The following is a 13,835-nucleotide window of genomic DNA, read 5'->3' on the forward strand; positions in this document are numbered from 1 at the left end:
GTCTGGAAAACTGTAATACCGTTTTTCAAAAAACGAATAGGTAGAATGAGTATTTTCAAAAAAGTTCAAGTACACTAGAAGTACTCGGAAGGAGGCTACACATGTTACGCCGTTTTTATCAGTATTATATCCCGCACAAACGATTATTCTGGCTCGATTTCATATCTGCCTTATTCGTCGGGGTTTTAGAACTTGCTTTTCCACTCGCTGTCCAATGGTTCATCGACTCCTTGTTGCCAAACGGTGAGATGAACTGGATCATCCTCGTCAGCGTCGGACTATTAGCACTCTACATCATCAGCACGTTGATGCAGTTCGTCGTCAACTATTTTGGACATAAGCTCGGGATCAATATCGAGACCGATATGCGTCGTCAACTGTTCAGCCATGTGCAGAAACAGTCGTTTCGCTTCTTCGATAATACGAAGACGGGTCATATCATGAGTCGGATCACGAATGATTTGTTTGATATCGGGGAACTTGCCCATCACGGTCCTGAAGATGCATTCATTGCCGTCATGACATTGCTTGGTGCATTCTCGATCATGTTGACGATCAACGTACCACTCGCGCTCGTGACAATCATCGCCGTACCATTCCTGATCTGGCTGATCAGTTATGCGAACGTCCGGATGAATAAATCATGGGACCGGATGTATGGCAACATCGCGGAAGTCAATTCACGCGTCGAGGACAGTGTCTCTGGTGTCCGTGTCGTTCAGTCATTCACAAACGAAGCTTACGAAATCGAGCGTTTTGAAAAAGACAACGCGACGTTCCGGCAGTCGAAGATCAATGCCTACAAGGTCATGAGTAAGAGTCTATCCGGCATCTACTTGACGACCCGTGTGATGACGCTTGCCGTCTTAGTCGTCGGTGCCTACTTGACGTATCGCGAAGCTTTAACGGCAGGGGAACTCGTCGGATTCATTCTTTATATGAACATCCTGCTGAAGCCAATCGACAAGATCACCGCATTACTTGAGATGTATCCAAAAGGGATGGCTGGCTTCAAACGCTTCCTCTCGATGATTGATGAGGATGCATCGATTCCGGATGCGCCAGACGCACTCGTCGTTGATCGGTTGAACGGTGGCATCACATTCAAGGATGTGGCGTTCGGTTATGAAGCCGATCGTCTCATTCTAGAGAATATCAATCTGACGGTCGAACCGGGTCAGACAGTCGCGTTCGTCGGAACATCAGGGGCAGGGAAGACGACGATCTGTTCGTTGATTCCACGTTTTTACGATGTTCTAGATGGCGCAATCACGATTGACGGAATCGATATCCGGCAGATGACGAAGGAGTCTCTGCGACAACAAATCGGGATCGTCCAGCAGGATGTCTTCTTGTTCTCAGGGACGATCGCTGAAAACATCGCCTACGGTGACCTGAATGCGACGCACGAAGACATCGTGCAAGCGGCAGAACGTGCCCATCTCGGTCCGATGATCGCGGATCTGCCTGATGGGTATGCGACACAAATCGGCGAACGGGGACTCAAGTTATCGGGTGGGCAGAAGCAACGACTTGCCATTGCACGGATGTTCCTTAAGAATCCGCCGATTTTGATTCTCGATGAAGCGACGTCGGCGCTCGACACGGAAACGGAAGCACTGATCCAAGAATCGCTCGCCGAGTTGTCCGAGAACCGGACGACGCTCGTCATTGCCCATCGTTTAGCGACGATCCGGAATGCAGATAAGATTTTCGTCGTCACGAAGGACGGCATCGTCGAAGAAGGCTCGCATGACGAACTGATGGATCAAGGTGGTTATTTCTCCCGGTTGTTAGAGAGACAACGAGTTTGAATCGATTTGAAAGAATGGAAAGCAATGGACATGTTCCGTTGCTTTTTTTTGTTCGTTCAAAAATAAGATTGTGTATGCTAATTTTAGGGAAAACGATTTATAGAAAAGAAGGCGAGGTGGAAGGATGTACGGTCAATTCTGTGAGAACTATGATGAGAGTTATCCCGTCTTGCGGGAAGAGACGTCACATGATTTCCATCGTTTTTTTGCACTGTCCTACACGATTCATGATACTGTCTTTGAACAAACTGTATATGAAAGATTGATGCGGACAATCAAACACAAGACATCGCGTTTTTCAGCGCTTCGGAGCCGTTATACGCCGTTACTTGTCGCCCATGTTCAATTGAATAGCACGGATCCCGATGTTCTCATCGAAGAGATCATCGTTGCGGAAAAGAAAATTAAACATCGCCTGATTCGTGATAAAGGGGTTCGTCCATTTTTTGCGCTCAACGAAGTATTGAATCGGCGACAAGGAATTGATGCGTTCCCTTACATGGAACGATTGCATGCGACACGCCCGCATTTGAATGCAGCAAAGCAGTACGTCGTGACATCGACCTTGCTTGAACAGCAGCCATTACCAGAGGAATTTCTAGAGCGGGTCAATACATCGGAAGAATGGCTCGCGCAATATATGGAACGGACGAGTGAACGTGTCATTACAGCGCAAATCTTAGCGGCGCATCCAGATCCTTCAGCGCAACAGGAACGAATCATTGCGTGGCGGGAACTGTTAGAGCGGCGAGAAATCATCATCTGGGATCGCTTGATGCCAATCCTTGCGTTACTGCCTACAATGGAACGTGTCGACTGGATTTATGTGACTCGGATTGTCGACCGGGAGCGGGCACGGAATCGATTTTCAGACGAAGTCAACTGGTTGATTGCCTTTCATTTGTTGCTTGCTAAAACGGGTGTGACACGAGTTCAAGCCACGTTGCTATTGCTGGCTGCACTAGAGTTGACGAAAAAACCGTAAAACGAAAAACGAACGAGGAGTGGCGCGCGCCATTCCTCGTTCGTTTGGTTTAGTGACTTAATCGAACGTCGTAAACGTCGCATGTCGTTCGACCGGATACAGTTCCGTACCGGCGACAGCGTTCAAGATCAACTGGTTCCGCGAGACGGACATCCCGAGATTATCCGCAGCCGGACCGTGTGACAGCTCTAAATTAGCAGTTGCGTAAAGATGATGGGCTGTCTCGACCGAACGCACGATTTGGTAGTCGGCATCGACTTTCCAGGCAATCGGTGCTTCGAATACAATATCAAGTCGGTCGATGAAGCTCGGAAGGGATGGCGAAAAACCAGTTGCTGCAATGACGGCATCTGTTACAGACGAGCGCTCGTCCTCAAGTTCTTGATGTTGCATTGCAATCGTGAACCGCTCATCATAGGTGATTTCTTTTACTTCGAGATTCGCGCGGATCGCGACCTGTCGTTGTTCCTCTTCCGTCAAATCATAGAGATGGGCATAGATTGATTGAAGTGTCTCCGGACTGATACCGTTCTGAGAGCGGGCAAACTTCTTGACCGACTCTTGTCGTACTTCGAGTGGAAGTTGGTTGAAATACGTGACGTAGCTCGGTGAAAAAATTTCTTCTCCGAGTTTGCCGGTCTCAAGTGTCTCAAACAGTGTCGAACGCGCGATCCACTCGAGTTCAGGACGCTCTGGAGCAGGCGTCGTCAAGAGATCAAGGAAAATCTCGGCGGCACTTTGACCGGAGCCGACGATGCTGATTTTGTTGCGCTGAAGTAAATCTGCCTTGTTCATGACATATTGCGTATTGTGGATGACGCGTTCGTCAAACGTATCCGGGATGGCGGGTTTTGAACCAGTGCCGATGACGACGTTTCGTGCTTCGAACGTTTCGCGTTTGCCGGTTGAGACATCTTCGACGAGGACTTCAAAACTATCACCGGTGTCTTGCACGTCGATGACGCGCGTCGAAAAGCGGAGATCTTCAAGTTGTGTCGCGACCCAGCGTAAGTAATCGTTGTAACCTTGTCTTGAGATCAGAAGTTTTTCATAGAAGTAAAACGTGTGGAGACGGTGAATCGATCGTAAGTAATTGAGGTAGGAAAACGAACTTGTCGGATCGGCGAGTGTGACGAGATCGGAGATGAAGCTTGTTTGCATCATCGAGTCCTGAATCATCATGCCGGGATGCCATGAAAATTGTTCGCTTTCGTCAAAAAATAACGTCTTTAAATCTGTCGGATGCGCAAGTGCACTCAATCCTAAATTCATCGGACCAATGCCAATGCCGATTAAGTCATACATAGAAAAAGCCTCCCAATTCGATATTGTTCTAAAACAATACCCGAAAAGGAAGGCGGACGAAACGTCAGGCTAAAGCTTTACAGCTGGTCGGTTGTCGTTGTTTTGGTTTCGACCGTCATCGTTTTCCCATCACGGATGATCGTCAAGGAGAGCGGTCCATCTGATTTGATCAGTGCCGTTTTGATATCAACGAATGCTTTGATTTCGGAGTCATTGATTTTCGTGATGACATCACCTGTTTTCAGTTTAGCCGCAGCAGCTGGACTGTTCGGTTCGACCGACATGACGACGACACCTGTTTTTTGACTGTCTGGTAGTTTGACTTGATCTTTTAGATAACCGGCAGGGAACGCCGCGACGTCTTGTAAGGACACACCGAGCGTCGGATGCTCAACTTTACCGTTTGTTTCAAGCTGTTTGAGGATTGGTAATGCATCATCGATCGGGATACTGAAGCCGACGCCTTCAACACCAGACTCAGCGATTTTCATCGAGTTGATTCCGACGAGTTGTCCTTGTTCATTGATCAAGGCACCACCCGAGTTCCCGGGGTTAATGGCAGCATCGGTCTGGATGACCGTCGTATTGAAGTCGTCTTGTCCGTCACTGTTCGTATCGACCGGTACGGTCCGGTCTTTCGAACTGACGATTCCGCGTGTGACGGAGTTTTGGAACTCACCGAGCGGGTTACCGATTGCGAGGACGGTTTGTCCGGCTTTTAAGTCCGCTGATTTTCCAAGTGTGATGACACCCGGAACATCGCTTGCGTCAACTTCAAGCACAGCTAAGTCATAGGTTTCGTCGCTACCAAGCAACTTGGCTGAGAGTGTCTTGCCGTCATTCAACGTTACATCGAGTTTTGATGCCCCGTCGACGACGTGATGGTTCGTAATGATGTATGCTTTGCCGTCCTCTTTCTTATAGATGACACCGGACCCTGAACCAGCCGCTGCTTCTTGTTGCGACATTGAGTTGCCCGCTTGATAGTTCGTTACGGTCACGACGGATTTTTGAGCCGTGGCGACTGCGTTCGTCACCGGATCATTCGTCGTCGTTGAGACTTGTTTGGGCATACCATTTGATAGTGGTGTATCAGCGACTTGTTGTTCTTGATCGAGTAGGATCGGAAAGGCAACCGTAGCCGTCAAGACCGCGCCGATGATGCCTCCAGTCAATCCAGGTAAAAGTGCTTTCGTTTTTCCAGCCATAAGTCATCATTCCTCTCTGTATGATTTCTGACTTCATCATAGCAAATGAAGCAACCTCTTCTCTGATTACGGGAGACATTCCGAAATGACTCATCATTCCCCATAATTCGACGACAATTTCTAAAAGTTGAGATAATCAGGTCATTTCGATACACTGAAGCTGTCTCGAACATATATTTCATTAACAGAAAGAGAGTGTGGAACATAATGCTATTGCGTCTAGTCTATGGAGCAGGATTACTGTTTGCGGGAGTTGGTCATTTCCGCAATGAAAAAGGGTTCGTCAGCATCATGCCGTCGTTCATTCCGTTCAAGCGCTTCTTCGTCCAAGTGACAGGGGTCATCGAAATCGCTTACGGTGTCATGTTGTTGACAGGAAAAGGGGTGCACCTCGTTCGTAAGACTCTTCCTGCCTTCTTATATGCTGTCTTACCCGCAAACGTCAACATGGCAGTCAATCCGAAGCCGATTAATGGGAAACGTCTTCCGTCTTGGTTGCTTTGGACACGGTTGCCGCTCCAATGGGGGCTCGTCTCTCTTGCGAAACGTCTGAAATGAATCGGAACAAAAAGCCGCCTAAATGGCGGCTTTTATTGTTAGAAACGTTTGTTGACAGCAAGTAAGGAAGCTTTTGCAATCTCTTCGTAGGTAGAATCGTTCGGGTGGAATTGGTCACTCGACAAATCACGTTTGACGTCACGCACGAGATTGAATGTGTCGATGATCTCGACATCGTACTCGATACCGAGCGTCCGTGATTTTGCGTTCCAATCTTGGACGATGGCATCGAATGCTTCACCGTTTTCCGTCGCGCGGAAAGGATTATAGAGCCCGACGTAGAAAATGACAGCATCCGGATTTTGTTCTCGTAGGATACTGAACGTCTTTTTCAAGTTCGCTTGTGCCGTCGTGACGGTTTCGGCTGTCTTCTTCGCATTGAAGTTCGCGACGCCTTCACCACGGTTGAATAAGTCATTTCCGCCAATCGTCACCGAGATGACTTTTGCTTGTTTGATTGAGCGTAAGACTTCTTTTTGTTCTAGTTGTTTCAGTAAATCTTCCGTCCGGGCACCACTGACGGCAAGATTCTGGAAGCGCTCGACAGTGTTATCTTTGACAAGATCGCGTCCGACGATTGCGGCGTAACTATTGCCGTTTGATGCTCCGACACCACGTGTCAAGGAATCACCAAGCGCGACGTACGTCCCGCCTTTTTTGACAGGCTCTTCCTTCGTAGGTGTCAGGACGGCACGTTTTGGTGGGTTGACGACGTCACTATAGGCACTGACGAAGCCGTATCCAAAGATTGCCGTCAAAACGAGTGAGACGGTTAAAAACAGGGGCCAGCGTAATCGCTTCATGAACGTTCCTCCTTCTAGGTTCTAACCTGATTGTAGCAAAAGTTGAAAGAATGTGCGGAAATGAAGTGTTCTGACAAGTCAAATGATTCATTATTCCGCTAGAATAGACAATAAGAGGTGAGAGACGTGAAACCAACAGTGAAATTAGAAGGTGTAACAAAGGTGATCGGAAAAAAGACGATCATTGATAATATCTCGTTTGAGATCCAACCAGGTGAAGTCTTTGGCTTCCTTGGACCGAACGGGGCAGGAAAAACGACGACGATCCGGATGCTTGTCGGCTTGATCAAACCGACGTCCGGTAAAATCACGGTCTGTGACTTCGACGTCCGCAAACAGTTCGTCCAAGCGATGGAGCGGATTGGCTCGATCGTTGAAAATCCAGAGTTGTATAAGTATTTGACGGGTCGCGAAAATCTACAAGTCTTTGCCCGGATGTTACCGAATGTCGATGATGCCCGGATTCAGGAAGTCATCGATCTCGTCGATTTGACGGCGCGTGTTGATGATCAAGTCCGGACATACTCGCTCGGGATGCGGCAGCGTCTCGGAATCGCACAAGCATTACTCGGACGACCAAGCGTCTTGATTCTCGACGAACCGACGAATGGTCTCGATCCGATGGGGATTCGGGATTTACGTCAATTCATCCGCCGGCTCGTCGAGGAAACGGGACTGTCGGTCCTCGTCTCGAGTCATATCTTGGCTGAGATCGAAATGCTTGCCGATCGAGTTGCAATCATGAGTTATGGCAAAATCGTTCAAGTCGGAACGGTCAAGGAACTGGTCGAGTCGCTCGCACCAGGCGTTGACTGGCGTGTTGATGATGCCTTTAAGGCAAATGAGATTTTATCAGCATCGGATCAAGTCCAAGTGTCCGAAGTCGTCGATGCCAATACGGTTCATACTTTGATGGATGCAAGCAAGACACCAGCACTCAACAAACAGTTGCTCGAAGCAGGTGTCGAAGTCTGGACGATTGAACGGAAAGTCCAAACGCTCGAAGATCTGTTCATCACGTTAACGGGAGGCGATCACATTGCGTAATCCGAACATGATCGGTCTCGTTCGAAATGAAGTGACGAAAATCGCTTCAAAACGTCGTTTTGCTGTCGTTGCGATCATTTTGATCGTCCTTGTCTCGATGTTTACGTACGCACAGTACCGAGACATCCAAGAACAAATCAAAAAGCAGGGAACGCTCGATTGGCGGGTTGAGTTACAACAAGACATCGTCGACACGCAGAACCGTCTTGCTTCCAGCAGTATTCAAGATGAGTTCCGTCAGTTCCTTGAGTTTGACCTAAAACAAAATCAATACTATCTCGACAATGACATCAACCCGAACTATCCGGGAGCCCCGACGTTCATCCGGATCTTCTTCTCGCAAGGATTGACGCTGATCTTACCGCTGTTCATCATCGTCATCATGGCGGATATCGTCAGTGGGGAGCAAAATGACGGAACGATCAAGACGCTACTGTCGCGACCAGTCCGGCGCTGGAAGATCCTGATGGCGAAATGGTTGACGGTGTTGCTCTATACGTCGATGCTGATGGCATTGACCGTCGCCGTCTGTTACGCGATATCCGGGATCGTCCTCGGCTATGACGGCTGGACCGCACCGATCTTGACCGGTTTCCAAGCTTCACCGAGCGGTACGTTCTCGACGGAGTTCGTGCATACGTTACCGATGTGGGAGTACCTCTTGATGGCAGTCGGTCTAGCGTGGATCGTTACAGCTGTCGTTGGAACGATTGCCTTGATGGTCTCTGTTCTCGTCAAAAACACAGCGACAGGGATCGGGATCATGATGGCAGTCTTGATTTCCGGTACGTTACTGACGACACTCGGTTCAAGTTGGACGAGCTCGAAATATCTCGTCAACGTCAACTTCGGACTGATCAACTATCTCGATGGACAAGCACCACCGATCGAAGGGATGACGCTTCCGTTCTCCCTTGCCGTCCTCGGTTGTTGGACGGTCGCGGCACTAGTCGTTGCGTTCTGGAACTTCACACAAAAAGATATGTATTAAGACGAACGGGTCCACCTATAGAGGGGGACCCGTTTTTCATGGATGAAGCGACAAACGATCGTATGTCTCGATTATTTTTTGATACTGAAGTTGTGTCGATAACGAAGCATCTACTATGAGAATCGGGGAAATTGACCGGTCCATTTGATACTGGTGTTCTGCGAACGTACCGATCATCGATGGGTCCGTCGCCGTATGATACGTCCGGCACCAGTCAAGGAATTCATTGGAGCCTGTAAAATCTGGGTATCGTGCTGCTTCGCGTGCGATGAGACGTTCCATCCGAACCGATTCGTCGAGCGACAGGAAGACAAGCAAGTCCCGATTGATGAAACCGTCCGGATGCCAGGCGAAGACAGAACCGGAGACGATGTAATCGTTGTAAGACATAAGATCTGCTTCATACATGGAAAATCGCTCGGAGACGTCTCGCTTTTCAGTGAACGTCGTATCTTTCCAAAGATAATGGTCTGTATCAATCCAGGGAATCTGTTCAGCTTGCCCGATGAAGGCGCCCAGTGTACTTTTTCCGGTACCTGATCCACCAATGATTTGAATACGCACGATAATCGGCTCCTTTCGAAATAATGTATCGGCACGCAGAACAGGCCCGGGCATGATGCCGGACCTGTCGCTTGGAAGTACGAATTCTTCCTATGTCGCCTCGTGCAAGCACAAGACATGGAATCGAGAGGCAGTGCCTCTAATAGGAAGCCGATGCAGGTCAGCTTCCGCGCTACGTACCAATCGTACTTTTATCATACTGATTCCAAGAATTGGTGTCAAACCTGCTCGAAAGGGTTTACAAACCGTTCAAACCGTCAAAAGAGAGAATAACGATGACTAGAGGAGGAACGACCATGGCAGATTGGGGCATCATGCTGACAGGCGTCGTCATTTGTGGGTGGTGCATCTTTAGTGCCATCTATGACGATTTCATCCGTCGGGTATAAGAAATACAAATGGGAGCCGTCCGGAATGGGCGGTTTTTTCGTGGATTTTTTTAATCCATCGAAGTGGCTGTGGTACACTCGAATCAGAATGAAAAGATAGAGAATGGGTGAAGAAAAATGAAGAAACAACCAGTCATCGTCATCGTCGGACCGACGGCAGTCGGAAAAACGAAGACGGGCATTGAACTAGCCAAGCGATTAAACGGAGAAGTCTTATCTGGAGACTCTGTCCAAGTCTATCAAGGGATGGATATCGGATCGGCAAAAGTGACGACCGAAGAGATGGAAGGGGTGCCGCATCATCTGCTTGATCTCGTTACACCGGATGATGAGATGAGTGTAGCGCGTTTCCAGACGGTTGCCCGAGCGACGATCGATGAGATCGCAAGTCGGGGGAAGTTACCGATCATCGTCGGTGGAACAGGGCTTTATATCCGTTCGATTTTATATGATTATCAGTTCACCGAGCAGGCAGAAGATCCAGCCTTACGGGCTGAACTCGAAGCGTATGCAGCGACACATGGAGCGAATGCGCTACATGATCAGTTGAAGGAACTTGATCCGGTGCGTGCCGAAGCGATTCATCCGAATAACATTCAGCGGGTCGTGCGGGCGATCGAGGTCGCGCGGACGGGTCAGACACAAACGACCGGTAGTAAGCCTGCACTTTACGAGAGTCTACTGTTCGTCCTACACATGGAAGACCGGGATCGCTTGTATGATCGGATCGATCAGCGAGTAGATATGATGGTCGAAAGTGGGCTTCTTGAGGAAGTGGCGCGTCTGGATGCTGCCGGATATCGACAGACGAAGGCCTTACAGGCAATTGGTTACAAAGAGATGTTACCAGTCCTTGACGGGGCACCACTCGATCCTGCTGTCGACATGCTGAAACGGAACACACGACGCTTCGCGAAACGTCAATTGACATGGTTCCGTCATCAATTTGATGGCGTTTGGGTAGATATGGGAAAGTTTTCATTTGAAGAAACGTTCAAAATTATCTATGATAGAACTGTAGAGTTTCTGAAAGCGGTTAAATAAGAGTTGCCCGAAGACAGAAACAGATAAAAAGAGGGGGCACGGGGAATCATGAAAGCGACATACAACATTCAGGACGTCTTTTTAAATCAATTACGGAAAGATGCAGTCCCGACAACAGTTTTCTTAATCAGCGGGTATCAATTACGGGGGCTGATCAAGTCATTCGATAACTTCACAGTCATCTTGGAGTCGGAAGGTAAACAGCAATTGATCTACAAACACGCGATCTCGACGTTCGCACCAGCGCGCAACGTGACGTTATATGAGCAAGAAGAGACACAAGAAGTCTCTCGCTAATGAAAAAGACGACCGGGGGGTCGTCTTTTTTTGTTCACTTCATTATTTATACGCTGACTGAGCAAGCGTGCGAAGAACGTCGACAGGGTACCGTTCCAAGTCGAGGATATCAAGTCCGATGAATCCGGTATGGTCGGGTTCAGCAAAGTAGAACGTAACTCCTTGGAGGTGACACGAACTTTTCGGAATCGTGTTTTGCAATCGGAGCGAGAAACGATCTGTATGTTCTGCGTATAAGAATGCTTGTGAATGGACGGCGCGGATCACATTCGCTTCTTCATTGAAAAATTCGATTCCGACGATGCGTCCCTCTTGATCAACGTCTACGTTGAGGAATTCATTTTCTTCTAGCTCGTCAGTTTCTTCAATCGCGGGAGTAAATGTTTCTGGGAAGAGATATAGATATCCCATTTCTGCTTCTTGATCATAAGTCATTCGAATCGTCATCTATGTCACATCCAAGCCTAATGATTTTTTTACAACAACGGTGTCAGTTCCTCGACCGCCTCTTCATAACGTCGGAGCGAGACATCCTTATAGAGGCATGTCTTCTGCAGACGTTCTTCCTTCGTCATCTCGTCCTGATACGTTTTTAAGATGAAACTGTTGCGTAACATCGACGGTGTCAAGATCCGCTTGTTATCGGACCGTTCATTCAGCTGACGCATCATCTTCGTGATCATGACGATCGATAGTTGCTTCGGTGCATTTTTGCTGTAGACCCAGCGGAATGTCATCCGAGCAAAGTCGAAGGCGACGAAAAAGGGGTCGGTACTGTTATAACGGGGGCGGACCGGCTCCGGAATCGTCTTCAAGTAACGCAACATGATGTCTTGATCTTCCCGCTCGAGGTGAAGCAGGTAACGGTTGCCGAGTCGGTCATGAACGGTCATCTCTTGCTGGGCGAAATTGAGATCGTGCATCTTCAAACCAATGATGTGATGGACACGTAGACCGTAACGATAAAACAGACGGAGAATCAATTCGTTTCGATCGATCAAATACGGACGTGCCTTCAATTGATGTTCCGTCAAGCCGCGATCGGATTGATTCGTCCGGACCAATTGTTCATATTCCTTGAAGGAAGCGACGTGTTTTGCCGTCAATTCGTGCGACGGTTGTGCGTATTCAATCAGCTTCGCCTTCGTTTGTCGAATCTGATAATTGACTTGATTGATGACGGTGACGATCCGGGCAACCGTTGCTTGCTGGTAGAGTTTCTCTTCGATCAAGTATTCATTGATGAACGTCTTCCACGTCTCGATCGAAATCGCCTTGAAATCGTCGATCTTCTCGAGTGGTTGGTCGACATCGGTCATGTAGCGATGGACTTCGATTAAATCATAGCGATAGCGGCGGACGGTCGAAAGTTGCCGTCCACTTGTCGTTAGATAAAACAAATAGCGTTCAATGAACTCTGGAAGCGTATACGACTGTTCGCGTGCCATGGTTTTCCTCCCCTTATCGTAATCTTTCTTCCATCATAAACCGAACGGATGTTTCCTGTCCAAAAAAGTTCAGACGAACCGGTGCCTGTGGTATGATAAAGGGCGCAGTACGTCTTTACTCGTGAAAGGAATGATATTATGTCAGAACGCGTCATCGTCGTTGGTTGCCAGCTCCCCGGTGTCCCGGACCATGTCTATGAAGAATCGGTCGCGGAGCTCGAAGCACTCGTAACGACTGCGCATGGTGTCGTCGTCGGTCGTCTGGATCAAAAACGACAAGCGATTGATCGCCGTACGTTCATCGGAAAAGGAAAGGTTGAAGAACTCGTTGCTTTAGCAGACGAACTTGAACCTGATTTAATCATATTCAATGCCGAGGTCACGCCCGGTCAGATGAAGAATATCCGGATCGCCTTGTCGGACCCGGAAGCCATCAAATTGATTGACCGGACGCAGTTGATCCTCGATATCTTCGCTGGCCGAGCCCAGTCACGCGAAGGGAAATTGCAGGTCGAACTGGCACAGATGAGTTATCTCTTACCACGTCTTGCCGGGCAGGGAACACAACTGTCACGTCTTGGTGGCGGAATCGGGACGCGTGGACCAGGTGAATCGAAACTCGAGACGGACCGCCGTCATATCCGGCGTCGGGTCGATGAGATCTCGAAACAACTCGAGACATCCGTCGCGCACCGTGCCCGTTACCGGGAACGTCGCAAAGAGAACCAGACATTCCAAATCGCGCTCGTCGGTTATACGAATGCCGGCAAATCAACGATCTTCAACCGGTTGACACAAGCCGACACATACGAGAAGGATGAGTTGTTCGCGACGCTTGATCCGTTGACACGTCAAGTCGATTTGCCGGAAGGTGGTCAAATCCTCCTGACGGATACGGTCGGTTTCATTCAAGATCTCCCGACGAAGTTGATCGCGGCGTTCCGTTCGACACTCGAGGAAGTGCTGGAAGCCGACTTGATCCTCCATGTCGTTGATGCGTCGAGTGAGCATTACTTGAATCAGATGCAGACGACGAACGATGTCCTCGATGAACTCGGTGCCGGTGACATTCCGCAACTGGAAGTCTACAACAAGAAGGATCAATTGAACCGCTTGTTCACAGGTGGAAAACTGCTGATTTCTGCGCTTGACCCGCAGGATATCGAGCGCTTGATCGAAGAGATCGAACGTTCGATCAGCGAAATTCTCGAGTATCTCGAGATTCGTATTCCAGTTGACGGATTTGCTCATTACAATCCGGCGAAAGAAGTCATGATGAATTTGAAGGAATCGTTCGAAGAAGATGGTTCCGTCATTCTAAAAGGTTACTTGCGTAAAGATACGCGTCTATACGCGACATTGAAACAATACGAGGTGTAAAC

General features: G+C 48.7%; 14 protein-coding genes. 8 read left to right on the forward strand and 6 right to left on the reverse strand.

Annotation, left to right across the window (positions count from 1 at the left end; genetic code table 11):
- The first annotated feature begins 101 nt into the window (after positions 1-101).
- Positions 102-1,814 carry an ABC transporter ATP-binding protein gene (locus P401_RS0103470; protein WP_029341230.1) on the forward strand — a complete coding sequence of 571 codons (1,713 nt, stop codon included), beginning with the start codon at positions 102-104 and terminating at the stop codon, positions 1,812-1,814.
- Positions 1,815-1,938: 124 nt separating this feature from the next.
- A complete protein-coding gene (locus tag P401_RS0103475; protein WP_029341231.1) occupies positions 1,939-2,799 on the forward strand; it encodes a DUF4003 family protein in 861 nt (286 codons plus the stop codon).
- Between the two features lie 57 nt (positions 2,800-2,856).
- Here the strand turns inward: P401_RS0103475 and P401_RS0103480 are convergent, their stop codons facing one another.
- Positions 2,857-4,104: a lysine N(6)-hydroxylase/L-ornithine N(5)-oxygenase family protein gene (locus P401_RS0103480; protein WP_029341232.1), complete on the reverse strand. Its 1,248-nt coding sequence runs from the start codon at positions 4,102-4,104 to the stop codon at positions 2,857-2,859.
- A 77-nt stretch (positions 4,105-4,181) separates the two neighbouring features.
- Positions 4,182-5,312 carry a S1C family serine protease gene (locus P401_RS0103485; RefSeq protein WP_023467745.1) on the reverse strand — a complete coding sequence of 377 codons (1,131 nt, stop codon included), beginning with the start codon at positions 5,310-5,312 and terminating at the stop codon, positions 4,182-4,184.
- Positions 5,313-5,519: 207 nt separating this feature from the next.
- On the opposite strand from P401_RS0103485, the gene P401_RS0103490 reads away from it, so the two are divergent.
- A complete protein-coding gene (locus tag P401_RS0103490; protein WP_029341233.1) occupies positions 5,520-5,870 on the forward strand; it encodes a DoxX family protein in 351 nt (116 codons plus the stop codon).
- Positions 5,871-5,908: 38 nt separating this feature from the next.
- Here P401_RS0103490 and P401_RS0103495 read toward each other — a convergent pair whose 3' ends face one another.
- A complete protein-coding gene (locus P401_RS0103495; RefSeq protein ID WP_023467747.1) occupies positions 5,909-6,673 on the reverse strand; it encodes an SGNH/GDSL hydrolase family protein in 765 nt (254 codons plus the stop codon).
- A gap of 126 nt (positions 6,674-6,799) precedes the next feature.
- Between P401_RS0103495 and P401_RS0103500 the strand changes: the two genes are divergently transcribed.
- Together P401_RS0103500 and P401_RS0103505 are read left to right on the forward strand one after the other, a co-directional pair.
- Entirely contained in the window at positions 6,800-7,720 is a 921-nt protein-coding gene (locus P401_RS0103500) for an ABC transporter ATP-binding protein (RefSeq protein ID WP_029341234.1), read from the forward strand.
- The gene (locus P401_RS0103505; protein WP_034785942.1) at positions 7,713-8,711 is read left to right on the forward strand and encodes an ABC transporter permease; all 999 of its coding nucleotides are present in this window, start codon (positions 7,713-7,715) and stop codon (positions 8,709-8,711) included. Before P401_RS0103500 ends, P401_RS0103505 begins: the two co-directional genes overlap by 8 nt.
- A gap of 36 nt (positions 8,712-8,747) precedes the next feature.
- Here P401_RS0103505 and P401_RS0103510 read toward each other — a convergent pair whose 3' ends face one another.
- Positions 8,748-9,275 carry a P-loop NTPase family protein gene (locus P401_RS0103510; RefSeq protein WP_029341236.1) on the reverse strand — a complete coding sequence of 176 codons (528 nt, stop codon included), beginning with the start codon at positions 9,273-9,275 and terminating at the stop codon, positions 8,748-8,750.
- A gap of 506 nt (positions 9,276-9,781) precedes the next feature.
- Here P401_RS0103510 and miaA point away from each other — a divergent pair.
- Both miaA and hfq read left to right on the forward strand, forming a co-directional pair.
- Positions 9,782-10,708: a tRNA (adenosine(37)-N6)-dimethylallyltransferase MiaA gene (gene miaA, locus P401_RS0103520; RefSeq protein WP_029341237.1), complete on the forward strand. Its 927-nt coding sequence runs from the start codon at positions 9,782-9,784 to the stop codon at positions 10,706-10,708.
- Positions 10,709-10,756: 48 nt separating this feature from the next.
- Positions 10,757-11,005 (forward strand): RNA chaperone Hfq, encoded by a 249-nt coding sequence (gene hfq / locus P401_RS0103525; protein ID WP_023467753.1) that lies wholly within the window; start codon positions 10,757-10,759, stop codon positions 11,003-11,005.
- A gap of 42 nt (positions 11,006-11,047) precedes the next feature.
- Here hfq and P401_RS0103530 read toward each other — a convergent pair whose 3' ends face one another.
- Complete coding sequence (locus tag P401_RS0103530; protein WP_051656229.1) at positions 11,048-11,452, reverse strand: DUF2283 domain-containing protein; 405 nt, start codon at positions 11,450-11,452, stop codon at positions 11,048-11,050.
- A gap of 29 nt (positions 11,453-11,481) precedes the next feature.
- A complete protein-coding gene (locus P401_RS0103535) occupies positions 11,482-12,453 on the reverse strand; it encodes a site-specific integrase (protein WP_029341239.1) in 972 nt (323 codons plus the stop codon).
- A gap of 138 nt (positions 12,454-12,591) precedes the next feature.
- Between P401_RS0103535 and hflX the strand changes: the two genes are divergently transcribed.
- Positions 12,592-13,833 (forward strand): GTPase HflX, encoded by a 1,242-nt coding sequence (hflX, locus tag P401_RS0103540; protein WP_034785946.1) that lies wholly within the window; start codon positions 12,592-12,594, stop codon positions 13,831-13,833.
- The last annotated feature ends 2 nt before the right edge of the window (positions 13,834-13,835 follow it).

It is taken from the genome of Exiguobacterium acetylicum DSM 20416, from assembly GCF_000702605.1.
Lineage (GTDB): Bacteria > Bacillota > Bacilli > Exiguobacteriales > Exiguobacteriaceae > Exiguobacterium_A > Exiguobacterium_A acetylicum.

Bases quoted from the DNA above. Each gene is read 5' to 3' on its own strand.
- P401_RS0103470 (WP_029341230.1), top strand. From the start codon at position 102: ATGTTACGCCGTTTTTATCAGTATTATATCCCGCACAAACGATTATTC.
- P401_RS0103475 (WP_029341231.1), top strand. From the start codon at position 1,939: ATGTACGGTCAATTCTGTGAGAACTATGATGAGAGTTATCCCGTCTTG.
- P401_RS0103480 (WP_029341232.1), bottom strand. From the start codon at position 4,104: ATGTATGACTTAATCGGCATTGGCATTGGTCCGATGAATTTAGGATTG.
- P401_RS0103485 (WP_023467745.1), bottom strand. From the start codon at position 5,312: ATGGCTGGAAAAACGAAAGCACTTTTACCTGGATTGACTGGAGGCATC.
- P401_RS0103490 (WP_029341233.1), top strand. From the start codon at position 5,520: ATGCTATTGCGTCTAGTCTATGGAGCAGGATTACTGTTTGCGGGAGTT.
- P401_RS0103495 (WP_023467747.1), bottom strand. From the start codon at position 6,673: ATGAAGCGATTACGCTGGCCCCTGTTTTTAACCGTCTCACTCGTTTTG.
- miaA (WP_029341237.1), top strand. From the start codon at position 9,782: ATGAAGAAACAACCAGTCATCGTCATCGTCGGACCGACGGCAGTCGGA.
- hfq (WP_023467753.1), top strand. From the start codon at position 10,757: ATGAAAGCGACATACAACATTCAGGACGTCTTTTTAAATCAATTACGG.
- P401_RS0103530 (WP_051656229.1), bottom strand. From the start codon at position 11,452: ATGACGATTCGAATGACTTATGATCAAGAAGCAGAAATGGGATATCTA.
- P401_RS0103535 (WP_029341239.1), bottom strand. From the start codon at position 12,453: ATGGCACGCGAACAGTCGTATACGCTTCCAGAGTTCATTGAACGCTAT.
- hflX (WP_034785946.1), top strand. From the start codon at position 12,592: ATGTCAGAACGCGTCATCGTCGTTGGTTGCCAGCTCCCCGGTGTCCCG.